Raw genomic sequence first — 14,153 nt, forward strand, 5'->3', positions numbered from 1 at the left:
ACCTGCAAGCCCTACAAACACTAACTCTCGTGGAGTAAAAGCAATGAAAACAAAAGCAAGCTTAATCCTCACCGTTGCCATGCTGGCGTTGTCCGGTTCCGCTTTAGCTGAAGTAAAAATCGCCCTCGTGGCGAAATCTTTAGGTAATGGCTTTTTTGAAGCAGCAAACACCGGCGCACAGGAGGCAGCCAAAGAGCTAGGAGATGTCAAAGTGATCTACACCGGCCCGACCACCACCACGGCCGAAGCGCAGATCGAAGTACTTAACGGGTTGATCGCCCAGGGGGTGGATGCGATCGCCATCTCCGCCAACGATCCCGATGCCGTGGTGCCGGTGCTGAAAAAAGCGATGCAGCGCGGCATTAAAGTGGTGTCGTGGGATTCCGGCGTGGCGAAAGCCGGACGCCAGATCCACCTCAACCCCTCGAATAACGCGCTGATTGGCGAAACCAACGTCAAACTGGCCGCCGATGCGCTAAAAGCGCTGAATGTTGAAAAAGGCGATGTGGCGATTCTTAGCGCCACGCCCACCTCCACCAACCAGAATATCTGGATTGCGGAGATGAAAAAGGTATTGCCGAAGTACCCGTCGATTAACCTGGTGACTGTCGCTTATGGCGACGATCTCTCCGATAAGAGCTACCGCGAAGCGGTCGGCCTGCTGAAATCGTATCCGGACCTGAAAGTGATTGTTTCGCCATCGTCGGTCGGCATTGTCGCGGCGGCGCAAGCGGTAAAAGACCAGGGCAAGATTGGCAAAGTGTATGTCACCGGTTTAGGGCTGCCGTCTGAAATGGCGGGCGCGATTAAGTCCGGCGCGAGCAAAAGTTTCGCCATCTGGAACCCGATCGACCTCGGTTATGCCGCCACCTATTTAGCGGATGATCTGGTGAAAGGCACGGCGACCAAAGACGAAGCCAGCATGGGCAAACTCGGCAAGGTGAAACTCGACGCCGACGGTAACGGCGCGATGGCTGAGCCGTTTGTCTACGATGCCAGCAACATTGATAAGTTCTCGAAGATTTTCTGATCCCTTCCTGCCCTCTTTTGCGGGAGAGGGCAAAAACTGGAGAACTATCATGACGGCATCCACCCCTCTGCTGTCGCTCAAGGGCATCACCAAAGTTTTTCCCGGTGTGCGCGCCCTTGAGAACGTACAGCTCGATCTCTGGCCCGGTAAAGTCACCGCGTTGATCGGTGAAAACGGCGCGGGCAAATCCACGCTGGTCAAAGTGATGACCGGTATTTACCAGCCTGAAGAGGGCGAAATACTCTACAAAGCGATCCCCATTTCGCTCCCCACGCCCGAGTCGGCGCATAAAGTGGGGATCACCGCTATTCACCAGGAAACAGTGCTGTTTGACGAGTTATCGGTCACCGAAAATATCTTCGTTGGGCAGTATCTGTATAAAGGGCTGTTGAAAAAACTCGACTGGCCCGCCATGCACCAGCAAGCACAGGCGATCCTCACCCGACTGGAGGTGCAAATTGATCCGCGCGCGACGCTGAAAACATTGAGTATCGCCCAGCGCCACATGGTGGCGATTGCCCGTGCGCTCTCCTTTGAAGCGCAGGTGGTGATTCTGGACGAACCGACCGCCGCGCTCTCGCAGCATGAGATCCTGGAGTTCTACCAAATCGTTGAACGTCTGAAGCAGGAAGGCAAAGCGATCCTGTTTATCTCGCACAAGTTTGATGAAATTTTTGAGCTGGCGGATCACTACACCATTTTGCGCGACGGAGTGTATGTCGATTCCGGCGCCATTAATGACATCACCGAAGAGCGGATGGTGGCGATGATGGTCGGGCGCGCCATTAACCAGAGCTGGCCGAAAGTGGCCTGCACACCCGGCGAAACCGTGCTGGAAGTGCGCGATTTATGCCATCCCACGGAATTTGCCCATATCAACTTTTCGCTGCGCAAAGGCGAAATCCTCGGCTTTTACGGCCTGGTAGGTGCCGGACGCACGGAACTGATGCAGGCACTTTCCGGCGTGTCGCGCCCCTCTTCTGGCGAGATCATCCTTAACGGGCGAACGGTGCATTTCCGCCAGCCTGCGGACGCTATCAACGCCGGGATTGTTTGCGTACCGGAAGAGCGGCAAAAACAGGGCGCGATCATTGAGCTGTCGATTGCCCAGAACATCAGCCTGCCGCAGCTCAGCAAACTCAATAGCAACGGCGTGCTTAACGAGGCCAAAGAGTGGGCGCTGGCGGATGAGTACGCCCGCCGTTTGCAGGTGAAAGCCTTTAGCTGGAAGCAGGCGGTGGAAACCCTCTCCGGCGGCAATCAGCAAAAAGTGGTGATCGGCAAATGGCTCGCCACCCATCCGGACGTAATCATCCTCGATGAACCAACAAAAGGCATCGATATCGGTTCGAAAGCCGCCGTACACCAGTTTATGTCGGAACTGGTAGCCCACGGGCTGGCGGTGATTATGGTCTCTTCTGAATTGCCGGAAGTGATGGGCATGGCCGATCGGGTGATCGTCATGCACGAAGGGCTGATGGTCGCCGAGTACCAGGCCGGTGAAGCGACGGCGGAAACCATCGTCAGCGCCGCCAGCGGTGCCGGGAAGGAGGCAGCATAATGTGGCAACAACTGCTTAAACATCGCGAAGCGCTGCTCGGCGGCGTGATTGTGCTGCTGGTGCTGGCTATCGGCAGCCGTGTCCCCTCGTTTATCAGCCCTGGCAACCTGGTGGAGATGTTCAACGACACCGCCATTCTGATCATTCTCGCCCTCGGGCAAATGATGGTGCTGCTCACCAAAGGCATCGACCTGTCGATGGCCGCCAACCTGGCGCTGACCGGCATGATTGTCGCGCTGATTAATTTCCATCACCCGGATGTGCCTGTCTGGTCGTTGCTGCTACTGGCAACGGTGCTCGGGCTGGTGATGGGCATCATCAATGGTCTGCTGGTATGGAAATTGGGTATCCCGGCAATTGTCGTCACGCTTGGCACTATGAGCATTTATCGCGGGATTATCTTTTTGCTCTCAGGCGGCGGCTGGGTGAACTCGAACCAGATGGGCGCGGATTTTCTCGGCCTGCCGCGAACTTCAGTGCTGGGTTTGCCGGTACTGAGCTGGTGCGCCATCGCCATATTGCTGCTGGTGGGCTACTTCCTGCGTTACAGCCGCACCGGACGAGCGCTCTATACCGCGGGCGGCAACGCCACGGCGGCGTATTACACCGGTATCAACGCCGGGAAGATGCAGTTTGTCAGCTTCTGCCTTTCTGGCGCACTGGCGGGCTTTTGCGGCTACTTGTGGATCTCGCGTTTTGCCGTGGCTTATGTCGACGTGGCTAACGGGTTCGAACTGCAAGTGGTTGCCGCCTGTGTGATTGGCGGCATCAGCACCATGGGCGGCACCGGGCGCGTGCTCGGCTGTTTATTCGGCGCGCTATTCCTCGGCGTTATCAATAACGCACTGCCGGTAATTGGCATTTCGCCGTTCTGGCAGATGGCGATTTCCGGCACGGTGATTGTGATTGCGGTACTGCTCAACGAGCGCGGTAACAAACGCAAAGGCCGCCTGATCCTGCGTGACGCGGCGCTGGCACGACAAAAACAGGCGGTGAAACCATGAGCAAAATATTGACTTCTGAGCCCGTGAAAAATACCCCTGCCGCGACACCGTTCTTTAAGCGCTTGTTGTGCTGGGAAGGGTTTTTACTGGCGGTGACGCTGGCAGTGTTTGTGGTGAACGCCCTCGCATCGCCCTATTTTCTCAACATCTGGAATCTTTCCGACGCGACATTCAACTTCACCGAAAAAGCGATCATCGTGTTGCCGATGGCGATGCTGATCATTGCCCGCGAAATTGACCTCTCTGTCGCCGCCACCATCGCGCTCAGCTCAACGGCGATGGGCTTTTGCGCCCAGGCGGGTATGGATACGCCGCTGCTGGTGTGCGTCGGCTTGAGCGTTGGGCTGCTGTGCGGGTTGTTCAACGGCATTCTGGTGACTCGCTTTAACCTCTCTTCAATTGTGATCACCATCGGCACCATGAGCCTGTATCGCGGCATTACTTACATTCTGCTCGGCGATCAGGCGCTTAACACCTGGCCTGCGAGTTTTGCGTGGTTTGGTCAGGGCTACGTGTGGGGCGCACTGTCGTTTGAGTTTGCCTTGTTCATCGTGCTGGCGCTGCTGTTCGCTTTTCTGCTGCACAAAACCAACTTTGGCCGCCGTACGTACGCCATCGGCAATAACCCGACCGGCGCGTGGTATTCCGGTATCAATGTGAAGCGCCACAACCTGATCCTCTTCGCGCTGGTGGGGCTGATGGCGGGTCTGGCCTCGGTGCTGCTGACATCGCGTTTGGGCAGCACGCGCCCGACGATTGCGCTGGGCTGGGAGCTGTCGGTGGTAACGATGGCGGTGCTCGGCGGCGTCAACATTCTTGGCGGTTCCGGCAGCATGGTCGGCGTGATTATCGCCGCCTTCCTGATGGGGCTGGTGACCTTTGGCCTGAGCCTGCTCAATGTGCCGGGCATTGTGATGTCGATTATCGTCGGCGCGATGCTGATTGTGGTGATTTCGCTGCCGATCATCACCCGCCGCATGATGCAGCGCAGGCGTTTATGAATCCCTCCGGCAACAGGGCGTTTCGTCGCCGGTAAAAATCAAAGAAAATAAAGGAGTTATGTATGAGCTTTATGTTAGCACTACCCAAAATCAGCCTGCATGGCGCGGGCGCTATCGGCGATATGGTCAAGATGGTGGCGAACAAACAGTGGGGAAAAGCGCTGATTGTCACCGACGGGCAACTGGTCAAACTGGGTCTGCTGGACAGCCTGTTTGCCGCGCTGAAAGCGCATCACATGCCGTATCACCTGTTTGATGACGTGTTCCCGAACCCAACGGAAGCGCTGGTACAACAAGGCTATGCGGCGTATCAAAACGCCGCCTGCGATTACATTATCGCCTTCGGCGGCGGCAGCCCGATCGATACCGCCAAAGGGGTGAAAATCCTCACCGCTAACCCTGGCCCATCGACCGCCTATTCCGGCGTCGGCAAAGTGAAAAACCCCGGTGTGCCGCTGGTCGCCATCAATACCACCGCCGGGACGGCGGCGGAGATGACCAGTAACGCGGTAATCATTGATTCCGCGCGGCAGGTGAAAGAAGTGATTATCGACCCGAACATTATTCCCGATATAGCCGTGGATGACGCCAGCGTGATGCTGGAGATCCCCGCTTCTGTTACCGCCGCAACCGGCATGGATGCGCTGACCCACGCCGTTGAAGCGTATGTCTCAGTGGGCGCGCACCCGTTGACCGACGCCAACGCGCTGGAAGCGATTCGCTTAATTAACCTGTGGCTGCCAAAGGCGGTTGATGACGGCCACAACCTCGAAGCGCGTGAGCAAATGGCGTACGGCCAGTATCTTGCCGGCATGGCCTTTAACAGCGCCGGGCTTGGTCTGGTTCATGCGTTAGCGCACCAGCCGGGTGCCACGCACAATTTGCCGCACGGCGTATGCAATGCCATCTTGTTGCCAGTCATCGAAAACTTTAACCGCCCGAACGCCGTCGCCCGTTTTGCCCGCGTGGCGCAGGCGATGGGTGTCGACACCAAAGGAATGAGCGATGAAACCGCCAGCATGGAAGCCATCAATGCGATCCGCGCCCTGAGCGCGCGCGTCGGTATTCCTTCTGGTTTCAGCAAACTCGGCGTTACCAAAGCGGATATCGAAGGCTGGCTGGATAAAGCGCTCGCCGATCCGTGCGCACCGTGCAACCCGCGAACCGCCAGCCGGGACGAAGTCCGCGAGCTTTATCTGGAGGCATTATGATCCGTAAAGCCTTTGTGATGCAGGTAAATCCCGATGCACACGAAGAGTATGAACGCCGCCACAACCCGATCTGGCCGGAGCTGGAAGCAGCGCTGAAAGCAGGCGGGGCGCACCATTACGCCATTTTTCTCGATAAACAGCGCAACCTGTTGTTCGCCACCGTTGAGATTGAATCGGAAGCGCGCTGGAACGCGGTCGCGAATACGGAAGTGTGCCAGCGCTGGTGGAAATATATGCGTGATGTAATGCCCGCTAACCCGGACAACAGCCCGGTCAGCACAGAATTAAAAGAAGTGTTCTACCTGGAGTAAGCGGTTAGCCCCCTTCGCAGCGGAGGGGGATTAACGAACGGGAAATGTCTGTTCGGCAACCAGGCCGCTATCATCAATCAATTTGGCCTGGATACGCAGCGGTAAAACCGTGGGCTGCAGGTCTTTTGCAACCACGGTGTATCGCTTCTCGCCGTAGGGCGCCACCATCATGTCCGGCTGCTGCTCCACGGTGTAGGTTTTTTCGCCGTGGAGTAACGATAATCCGGCAAATGAGACATGCCACGGCGAGGCGTTATGGCAGACAATCTCCATGCTTTTGCCGCTGTTCGTCACACTGAAACGGATTTTTTTCGCCATATCCACCGGCGCGCCAAGCCCTTTTGGCCGCCAGAAGATTTTCATTTGTGTGTTCATCGTCAGGATCACACTGCGTGCGTCTGGCGCTGAGGTGGATGATTTTGGCGGCATCTCATAAAGGTTGAGCCAAAAAACTGACTCCCGATCCTTTGGCAGCATTTGCTGGTTATACAACAGCCGCAACCCCTGCATCCCTTTAGGTTCGAGTGAAAACAGCGTCGGAACCGCCACAAACGGCGCTTTAAAGCGGGCGGGCGCATCGACATCCGCTTCGCCGTTATCGACCCAGGTTTGCACCATCACCGGCCAGCTGTTGGTGTTGACCAGCATCAGGCTTTGCTGGGTCTGTCCTTCGTTAAAAATCACCCGCGTCGAGGCGGCGATAAGCCCGCCGCGGGTGGAAAAGGCGGCCATCAACAAAGCGGTGAGCAGCGCGATGGCAAGTCGGGTTCTCATTGGACTTTCACCAGCACTTCAGCACTGGCATCAACCTTACCTGCCGTGACCGTTTCGCCCGCGATACGCGTCAGATAAGCATTGAAATTCACCACATATTCGTTGATCGCGGTTGAGCCGTTATTCGTCACTTGCGTCGCGCCATCACGCACCGGGTACCAGCCGCCATTGCCGCCGGGTTGGCAGGTTGCGGCCTGGCAGCGAGACCAGCCAATAAAATTACGCAGCACACCGTCATTGCTGTTGGCTATCTGAATTCCCACTCCGCTGGCGTAACCCGCTTGACCATATTTTTCGGAAAGCAGATGGCTCACCCCGCCTGACGCATTCACCAGATTAAGCTGCTGCGCAGTCAGATAACTTTCATAGGGCACTTGCAGTCCCATTGCCGTCATCCCCTGTGTTTCACCGCTTGTCGACTGACCTTCACAGAGAATGTGCACGTTAAAGTTGCTCTGAGCGGTTTGGCCGTTGTTCAGATCGCTCACGGAAATGGTGGGGAAAAACACCACCGGCGTGACGCTTTTCGCCACACAGGTGGGTATCGATACCAGGTTGGCGGGGTGACCCGTAGAAATGCCCATATTAATGGCCATCCAGTTATCTAAATACCAGCCATCAAAGGTGTAAGCAGAATCGCCAGAATCACAGTACGCATCTGGGCTGCCCGGCGAGCAAAAAGAGACATAACCGTTGGGCTGGTTGCAGCTATAACTGCCGGAGGTTAATTGCGACGCACGACCGCAATAATTAAAGGGCGCGCCTGTAGAGGTTGTCCCGCTCACCCGAATCAGATCCGCGCGGATAGGGCTAAAATCTTTAACCCGAATATAGATCTGCGTACCATCCGGTGAGACCAGGTAATTTTTCATCGGGATACGCTGATATTGGCGCGTAAACACCGTGCCTGAATTCAGATGCGTCAACCGTAACGCAACATGCGCAAACAGCGTGCCGAAGTAGTTGGGAAAACCATCGTCTTTCCCTAAATCATAAAAACCGCTGTTACGATCGTCGCCGTTAGTGGCGATGATTTCGAAGATATTGTCTTTATCTGCAATATCGCACACCCACAACACGCTATCCGGGCCTTTGTAACGCGGGTTCTGCGAGAACGTCACGATATTGGAGCCCAGAGGGGAACCTATCGGTTGGATTTCAAGGCTGGAAACGTTAATAGTTCCCATCGCCAGGCCAAGGCCATAGTCATCTAATTCGGTACGGACAAAATCCGGGCCTTTTTTACACAGCGCGTTCGCGGACAAACTGGTTAATAAAAGAATATTCAGCAAAATGATGCGTATAAATGGCATAAAAACTCCGTTGCTTAACGACATGGCAAGCTCATCAGAAGCAGAGGTTTGCGTGGCGGCGTAATACGCCACGAGATATGGCAGATTTCCTGAGCGTTATTTCCCCACTGAACGCGCAACGTTCCGTTATCGTCACTCGAACGCAGGTAAATTTGATTAGCCTGACCGACCATGCCGACGTAATTGCCGTAGCTGTCATAGACAGAGGAACCCATGGGGATCGGTGTATTGTGCTGCGGCTGCGCGGTGATAAGCATGGCCTGGCCGCTCAGCGTGTTAAAACGAACCCGCACCGTCGCGCCCGCATAAGGTGCAACACGCTGGAGTGACGTTTGCAGTTCCACATCTTCGCTCATATTGCGGGGATCGAGACCGATGTTGTTGAACTGATAAGCCCCCAGCGACGGCGCAATCGCATAACCAAAGGAATCAATACGCGCTCCCTGCCCACCAATCACTTCCGCACCTTTGGCGCCAGGTGCATCAACCAACACAAAACTGTCTCCCACCCAGTGACCGAGCGTCACGCCACCTCTATGCGCCACCAGGGCACCCTGAAGCGAGCCTGAAACTTGCCAGTAATTTTTCGAGGAGGACCATGAAAGACCCGTATTGGCATACGGGAAACTGCGCTGGAGTCCGCCCCCCCAAACAGATTGCTCACCTTTGCTATCAGTCGAGTAATTCAGGTTGTAGTTCAATGGGTTCTTCTCGCCATACACCCCGCTTAGCGTCGATTGATAGCCACCATCGCGGCTATTACTACTGTTTGATCGGTTCGCGCTGGCCGACAAAATCGGGGCATAGCGTGTATTGCCAAGCGGCACGGAAACAGAGAGCGACCACATGGTCTGAATGCGATCACGCAGGAAAATCGTATGTTCGTTACCGTTGTTTTGCCATGGGGTACTGTTCATGCCAGGCACGACGTTATACGTCCTCGCAACCCCCAGATTCAGCGAGATGCCATGGTTGAAGGTTTTACTCCAGTTGAACTGAAGTTGTTTGTCGCGCTTTTTACCGTCACGGTAATCCTGGGATGATGCAGAGAGGGTGATATCCCCCAGCATGCCAATGCGCTGACCGGCGGAAATCTCAATGCGGCTGCGTTGTTTCCAGCTTAATGACTGCCATTTTTGCCCATGATTGCGCGCTTCACGCGAACCCAGGGCGTCATAAAGTTCAGAATAACCTTCCGTTGAATACCGATAACCCGCCAGCGTAAATGAGGTGCCGGTACGCGGAATAAATTTGCTGTAGTTCGCGCGCAGCGTCCAGCCGCTCTTGTTACCTTCGCTGCCCATATTCGCGCGTGAGAACATACTGTTCAGACCAAATGCCCCGACCACGCTGCTGTAAACCGCCCCCAATGAATAGCTCATATAACCCGCGGCAAGCTGATTGCCGAGGTTGAGGGTGAGCGCGTTGGTCAGCCCCTGACGCCAGACCGCTTCGCTAAAGACATTGTTATCGCCAACATCGCGCGCTCGCCCCACGGTGAAAACGTAATCGGAAGCGCCTGAACGCATGGATTCAGCCAGCGCGGAGAAAGGCACGCTAAAGGTGTTTTCACTGCCGTCAGCCTCGCTGACAACGACGGTTAAATCCCCGGCAAAGTTGGTGGGATAGAGATCATTTATGGTGAACGGACCGGGGGCAACCGTGGTTTCGTATAGCGTGGTTTTGCCTTGCAGGATGGTCACTTTGGCATTGGTTTTGGCAATCCCACGCACGACGGGCGCATAGCCTCGCTGGGAATTCGGCAGCATTCGCGTATCCGATGAGATCTGGAAGCCGCGAAAACTCATGCCGGAGAAGAATTGCCCGTTGGTGTAGCCTTCGCCGATCAAGACTTCACTGCGTAACGGATAAATCGCACGCTGGATATAACGGCGGCTGGTGCTCCAGCGGCTGCCGTTATATTTGCTGTAGCTAAAATTGGATTGCTGGCGATAACGCCATAGCCCCAAATTAATACCGCCATTGAAACTCAGCCAGGTTGAATCCATGCCGTCGGTATTACCCTGGCGCGACTTAACATGATACTGGTTAGCCATATAGTTGAGAAATAACATGCTTTCCCCGGCGCTGAGGCTTGCTTCGCTTACGCTGCCACGGGGAACCGATTTCAATAACGCCTGCGGCGCGGTGAAATCCATCCGCAATTGCGCCATGTCATCTTTACGGGTGATACCGTTCAATACCTTATCATCTGGCCAATAACAGGATGGCGCAGCGTCGTCCGACAACGCATTAAAACCCAACGTTGTTAATAAATCATGGGGTAGACACGGTTCGATTTTTTTACCGCGGCGGGAAAATTCAATCTCGCGGTGGGTAGTAAATTTCCCATTAAGATAAATATCGAGAGAATGTCGGCCCGGCGTAATTAGTTCATCCTTATTTAAGCGCAGGAGATCTTCATTAGATAACCCACTTCCCCTTAACAAGGACGCGTCAAAATAAAATTCATTATCTTTCGCCGATGCCGTCAACGATACAACAGAAATAAACCCTATGAGAATACGAAAGCATGAGGAGCGCAGATGCATCAGTACCATCCGAGTTGAATAATGTTTTATATTTCCGAGCGGAAGATTTATTTAACTAAAGAATACGATTTGCTAAATACTCCACCATAATCATTTAATGCATTAATCGTTAATTTATCCCCACCAGCAGTCGGGAGGGTCCACTGCGTAATGGAGCGTGGCGCCATCATTCCCTTGAAGTTTATTGGATGTTTCTTTTCCCGTTCTTCAGTAAAAGCGCTAATCACAGAAATATGGTAAGCACTCGTATTATTCACTTCGACAATTTGACCATGTAATGTCACTTTTACATTGTCGAGAGAATGGTTAGCATCTCCTGTAACCCCGTCGGGGCGGTAAAAAATTTTCAGTCGGCTTTTTATCAGCATGGTTAAACTGTTCTGCCCACGTTCAGATGTTTTCTTTGCCGGATATTGCAGAAAATTCAACCAAAAAAGAGATTCTCGATCCTGAGGAAGTTGTGCTCCGGTAAATTTCAGCCGTAATGTGTGTTCAGTAGCTGGATTAATACGGAAAATCGACGGCATCACAAGAAACGGCGCATCAGCCGTTTCCGGTGTCGACTGAGGATTATTTTTATCCGCCCAGACTTGCACTAAAACAGGTTCATTACCCGTATTAGTAAAAGCTAATCCCTTTTCTTTTATGTCAGCAGGATAAATAATGCGCGTCCCGACCATCGTCACACTGGCGCAAGCATTTCCGATAATAAAAAATAATAATGCTGTCAGTGATATATATTTCGACATACAGATATAAGCCGCATAGAAGCGCTGCATAATGCAGCGCTTTAAGAAAGATTATTGATAAGTCACAGCAAATTGCGCTTGTGCTTCAACAGCGCCAGGCGTTGCCTGCCCGGTCGCGTAATAACGTGCTGCCAGGTCATAGGTTACGGTAGTATTGGCCCCGCCGACAGATTGCGTCGAGGTTTGGGCTTTATTTCCCGTAAAGTCCATCGCATTCGAACCGTCCATCAGCTGAATCGCAACATTCGTTGCTGCTGAAGTGGTCGCGGTATTTTTCAAATTCGTACCATCAATATCGTTGGCAACAAAAACAATTCCGGCATTGGATGCTTGCGTGCCGCCACAGCCAGAAAGCGTTACGGTGAACGGCGTATCACCTGTCGTTGAACCGGAAGACGCTAATTGACTGTCACTGACGGTAGGTAAAAGTACAATCGGAGATGTGCTGCTACCATTGATATTAATATCACAGGTCTGTTCGCTAACTTCACCCATAAAACGCACGGTGTTATTTGATGTCGCGGCAAAAGCAGAACTGCTCAATGACAAAATAGCTGTTGCGGCAAAAATATTTACTAACTTGTGCATAAACTCGCCTCGCTCCTTATATTAACAACTCCAATGAATATGATTGATATATATCCAATCATTTTGATTTCGCGAGTAAATTACACTGGGATAAAATTTATGTAAAGGTATTAAAAGAGAGCATTAAATGGAACCAGGCTATAACATACAAGCAATTGATAACATTGCTTTTAATATTCACAAAAGCAATACACCAATAAATAAAAAGCCATAAAAAACAGCGCGATACGTAATTAATTAACGCCTTAAAAAGATCAATTAATTAATTAAAATAGGTATTTAATCAGAATATTCACCAGAAAAAATGAAGTGAAAAATCCCAAATAAAACACAAAGCGCAAAGGGAACAATTAAATTGTTCCACTCTCTGTTATCTTTATCCGTTTTTATTATTGCCGGGTGGAATTAAAGCGGATTAATTTTGTTCAGCCACCAGAATAGCCTGTGTATCGGCTTCGAGTGCTTTAAAGATATGTTCTCTGTCCGCCGGATAACAAATGTAATCCCCTTCGCCTAACTCTTCTGGCGCTTCCGTCAGCCCGACCAGCGCCCGCCCTTGTGTCACAATAATGTGCTCCACTGAACCTGTCGGGTGAGGATGCGAGATCCGATCGGCGCCTGGCTGAGTCAGCAATAGATAGATATCGCGTCGTGCGCCGGGCGGGCAGGCAGCAAGCAATATCGCCTGGTAATTTGCCTCTTCGGCAATCACTTTCGTGCCTTCGCCACGGCGAATAACCTGTGTGGTGGGTTTTTGCGGTTCCAGCAGGCGCGCAAAGGGAATGTCCAGCGCGACGCACAGCGCCCAGAGCGTTTCCAGACTAGGATTACCGTTACCCGCTTCCAGTTGTGAAAGCGTGGATTTGGCGATACCCGCCCGGCGGGCAATCTCCGCCAGCGAAAGCCCGGTTCGCAGTCGCTCACGCACCAGACTTTTGGCAATGATGCTAATTGGCTGTGTCATAAACACCCCATTGTTCATTTAATCGAACGAATCGTTCTTGTTGAAAAACGATTCTGGTGTGTTCATTATAATGGATAAACGTTCGATATGGGTAAAGAGAGATGTTCACCAGACACTTCGCCTCGCTGAAGGGCGACACTGTAAAAGCTATTTTTCTGGTCTGCCTGGCCGTGGGCGTTGTCGGCGTCTCGTATGGATCGCTGGCCATGGCTTACGGCTTTCCTTTATGGGTGCCGCTGGCGCTCTCCACCCTGGTGCTGGCTGGCGCATCCGAGTTTATGTTTATCGGTATTGTCGCCAGCGGCGGCAATCCGCTGGCTGCGGCTCTGGCGGGTCTGTTAGTTAACGCTCGCCATATCCCTTTTGGCGTCACGGTGCGTGAGCTGGTAGGTCAACGTGCGGCCAGTTTTCTCGGCTGCCACATCATGAATGATGAAAGCGTCGTGTTCGGCTTATCGCAATCCACCGCTGAGCAGCGTAAAGCCGCTTACTGGCTGTGCGGTTTGGGTGTCGCGCTATTGTGGCCCGCTGGCGTACTGATAGGGGCGGCGGTGGGTAAATTGCTGCCCGCACCGGAAACCATCGGTCTGGATGCGGTTTTCCCGGCAATTTTGCTGGCGCTGGTATTGCCGGCGCTGAAAAAGCGCACCACGCTGATTCGCGCCTCGAGCGGCGCGGTATTGTCGCTCGCCGCCGTTCCTTTTGCGCCGGTGGGATTACCGGTGCTGCTCTCTTTACTTGGCTTACTGACGAGGAAGAAATAATGGCCAGCGTCGCGCTTATTATTGGCGGTATCGCCATCCTTTCTATCGGCACCTATTTGATGCGCCTTGGCGGCGCAAAACTCGGCAGCCGGCTGGCGCTTTCCGAGCATTCGCAGGCACTGCTGTCGGATGCGGCTACCACCCTACTTTTCGCGGTCGCGCTGGCATCAATGCTCTATGAAGGCGGGCATTTCGCTGGCATGGCGCGCGTACTGGGCGTGCTTTTCGCGCTGTTTCTCGCCTGGCGAAAAATGCCGCTGATTGTGGTGATCCTCTCCGCCGCAGCTGTCACCGCGCTGCTGCGCCTTGCCGGAATCGCATAAGAAACGGG

The 14,153-nt window shown here is 53.5% G+C and carries 14 protein-coding genes; 8 read left to right on the forward strand and 6 right to left on the reverse strand.

The genetic code is table 11. The features are described from left to right. Positions 1–43: 43 nt before the first annotated feature. The 6 genes from rhaS to rhaM all read left to right on the forward strand — a co-directional run bounded on the left by rhaS (position 44) and on the right by rhaM (position 6,118). Complete coding sequence (rhaS, locus tag RT644_RS20475) at positions 44–1,030, forward strand: rhamnose ABC transporter substrate-binding protein (RefSeq protein WP_020455916.1); 987 nt, start codon at positions 44–46, stop codon at positions 1,028–1,030. Positions 1,031–1,079: 49 nt separating this feature from the next. Then, entirely contained in the window at positions 1,080–2,591 is a 1,512-nt protein-coding gene (locus RT644_RS20480) for a sugar ABC transporter ATP-binding protein (RefSeq protein ID WP_045512373.1), read from the forward strand. After that, the gene (locus RT644_RS20485; protein ID WP_313627868.1) at positions 2,591–3,595 is read left to right on the forward strand and encodes an ABC transporter permease; all 1,005 of its coding nucleotides are present in this window, start codon (positions 2,591–2,593) and stop codon (positions 3,593–3,595) included. The genes RT644_RS20480 and RT644_RS20485 overlap by 1 nt, the downstream gene beginning before the upstream one ends. Continuing rightward, complete coding sequence (locus tag RT644_RS20490) at positions 3,592–4,596, forward strand: ABC transporter permease (RefSeq protein ID WP_020455913.1); 1,005 nt, start codon at positions 3,592–3,594, stop codon at positions 4,594–4,596. Before RT644_RS20485 ends, RT644_RS20490 begins: the two co-directional genes overlap by 4 nt. Positions 4,597–4,658: 62 nt before the next feature. Then, positions 4,659–5,807, forward strand: a complete 1,149-nt coding sequence (gene fucO, locus RT644_RS20495) for a lactaldehyde reductase (protein ID WP_020455912.1) — start codon at positions 4,659–4,661, stop codon at positions 5,805–5,807. Beyond that, entirely contained in the window at positions 5,804–6,118 is a 315-nt protein-coding gene (rhaM, locus tag RT644_RS20500) for an L-rhamnose mutarotase (protein WP_313627871.1), read from the forward strand. The genes fucO and rhaM overlap by 4 nt, the downstream gene beginning before the upstream one ends. 30 nt (positions 6,119–6,148) lie before the next feature. Here rhaM and RT644_RS20505 read toward each other — a convergent pair whose 3' ends face one another. From RT644_RS20505 to RT644_RS20530, 6 genes are all read right to left on the reverse strand, one after another. Further along, the gene (locus RT644_RS20505; RefSeq protein ID WP_313627873.1) at positions 6,149–6,892 is read right to left on the reverse strand and encodes a molecular chaperone; all 744 of its coding nucleotides are present in this window, start codon (positions 6,890–6,892) and stop codon (positions 6,149–6,151) included. Then, on the reverse strand, positions 6,889–8,205 hold the full coding sequence (locus RT644_RS20510) for a fimbrial protein (protein WP_313627874.1): 1,317 nt from the start codon (positions 8,203–8,205) through the stop codon (positions 6,889–6,891). Before RT644_RS20510 ends, RT644_RS20505 begins: the two co-directional genes overlap by 4 nt. A 14-nt stretch (positions 8,206–8,219) precedes the next feature. Beyond that, entirely contained in the window at positions 8,220–10,766 is a 2,547-nt protein-coding gene (locus RT644_RS20515; RefSeq protein WP_313627876.1) for a fimbria/pilus outer membrane usher protein, read from the reverse strand. A 38-nt stretch (positions 10,767–10,804) separates the two neighbouring features. Further along, on the reverse strand, positions 10,805–11,536 hold the full coding sequence (locus RT644_RS20520; protein WP_313627878.1) for a molecular chaperone: 732 nt from the start codon (positions 11,534–11,536) through the stop codon (positions 10,805–10,807). 21 nt (positions 11,537–11,557) lie between these two features. Further along, positions 11,558–12,094 carry a fimbrial protein gene (locus tag RT644_RS20525; protein ID WP_020455906.1) on the reverse strand — a complete coding sequence of 179 codons (537 nt, stop codon included), beginning with the start codon at positions 12,092–12,094 and terminating at the stop codon, positions 11,558–11,560. A gap of 415 nt (positions 12,095–12,509) precedes the next feature. Further along, positions 12,510–13,058, reverse strand: a complete 549-nt coding sequence (locus tag RT644_RS20530) for a helix-turn-helix domain-containing protein (RefSeq protein ID WP_044489536.1) — start codon at positions 13,056–13,058, stop codon at positions 12,510–12,512. Positions 13,059–13,159: 101 nt separating this feature from the next. Between RT644_RS20530 and RT644_RS20535 the strand changes: the two genes are divergently transcribed. Then, positions 13,160–13,822: an AzlC family ABC transporter permease gene (locus RT644_RS20535; RefSeq protein WP_313627881.1), complete on the forward strand. Its 663-nt coding sequence runs from the start codon at positions 13,160–13,162 to the stop codon at positions 13,820–13,822. After that, on the forward strand, positions 13,822–14,145 hold the full coding sequence (locus RT644_RS20540; protein ID WP_313627883.1) for an AzlD domain-containing protein: 324 nt from the start codon (positions 13,822–13,824) through the stop codon (positions 14,143–14,145). Before RT644_RS20535 ends, RT644_RS20540 begins: the two co-directional genes overlap by 1 nt. Positions 14,146–14,153 lie beyond the last annotated feature (8 nt).

It is taken from the genome of Kosakonia sp. (genome assembly GCF_032104925.1).
Lineage (GTDB): Bacteria > Pseudomonadota > Gammaproteobacteria > Enterobacterales > Enterobacteriaceae > Kosakonia.

What these genes read in the sequence shown, in the direction of transcription:
- rhaS (WP_020455916.1), top strand. Translation starts at nt 44, where the DNA reads ATGAAAACAAAAGCAAGCTTAATCCTCACCGTTGCCATGCTGGCGTTG.
- RT644_RS20480 (WP_045512373.1), top strand. Translation starts at nt 1,080, where the DNA reads ATGACGGCATCCACCCCTCTGCTGTCGCTCAAGGGCATCACCAAAGTT.
- RT644_RS20485 (WP_313627868.1), top strand. Translation starts at nt 2,591, where the DNA reads ATGTGGCAACAACTGCTTAAACATCGCGAAGCGCTGCTCGGCGGCGTG.
- RT644_RS20490 (WP_020455913.1), top strand. Translation starts at nt 3,592, where the DNA reads ATGAGCAAAATATTGACTTCTGAGCCCGTGAAAAATACCCCTGCCGCG.
- fucO (WP_020455912.1), top strand. Translation starts at nt 4,659, where the DNA reads ATGAGCTTTATGTTAGCACTACCCAAAATCAGCCTGCATGGCGCGGGC.
- rhaM (WP_313627871.1), top strand. Translation starts at nt 5,804, where the DNA reads ATGATCCGTAAAGCCTTTGTGATGCAGGTAAATCCCGATGCACACGAA.
- RT644_RS20505 (WP_313627873.1), bottom strand. Translation starts at nt 6,892, where the DNA reads ATGAGAACCCGACTTGCCATCGCGCTGCTCACCGCTTTGTTGATGGCC.
- RT644_RS20510 (WP_313627874.1), bottom strand. Translation starts at nt 8,205, where the DNA reads ATGCCATTTATACGCATCATTTTGCTGAATATTCTTTTATTAACCAGT.
- RT644_RS20515 (WP_313627876.1), bottom strand. Translation starts at nt 10,766, where the DNA reads ATGGTACTGATGCATCTGCGCTCCTCATGCTTTCGTATTCTCATAGGG.
- RT644_RS20520 (WP_313627878.1), bottom strand. Translation starts at nt 11,536, where the DNA reads ATGCAGCGCTTCTATGCGGCTTATATCTGTATGTCGAAATATATATCA.
- RT644_RS20525 (WP_020455906.1), bottom strand. Translation starts at nt 12,094, where the DNA reads ATGCACAAGTTAGTAAATATTTTTGCCGCAACAGCTATTTTGTCATTG.
- RT644_RS20530 (WP_044489536.1), bottom strand. Translation starts at nt 13,058, where the DNA reads ATGACACAGCCAATTAGCATCATTGCCAAAAGTCTGGTGCGTGAGCGA.
- RT644_RS20535 (WP_313627881.1), top strand. Translation starts at nt 13,160, where the DNA reads ATGTTCACCAGACACTTCGCCTCGCTGAAGGGCGACACTGTAAAAGCT.
- RT644_RS20540 (WP_313627883.1), top strand. Translation starts at nt 13,822, where the DNA reads ATGGCCAGCGTCGCGCTTATTATTGGCGGTATCGCCATCCTTTCTATC.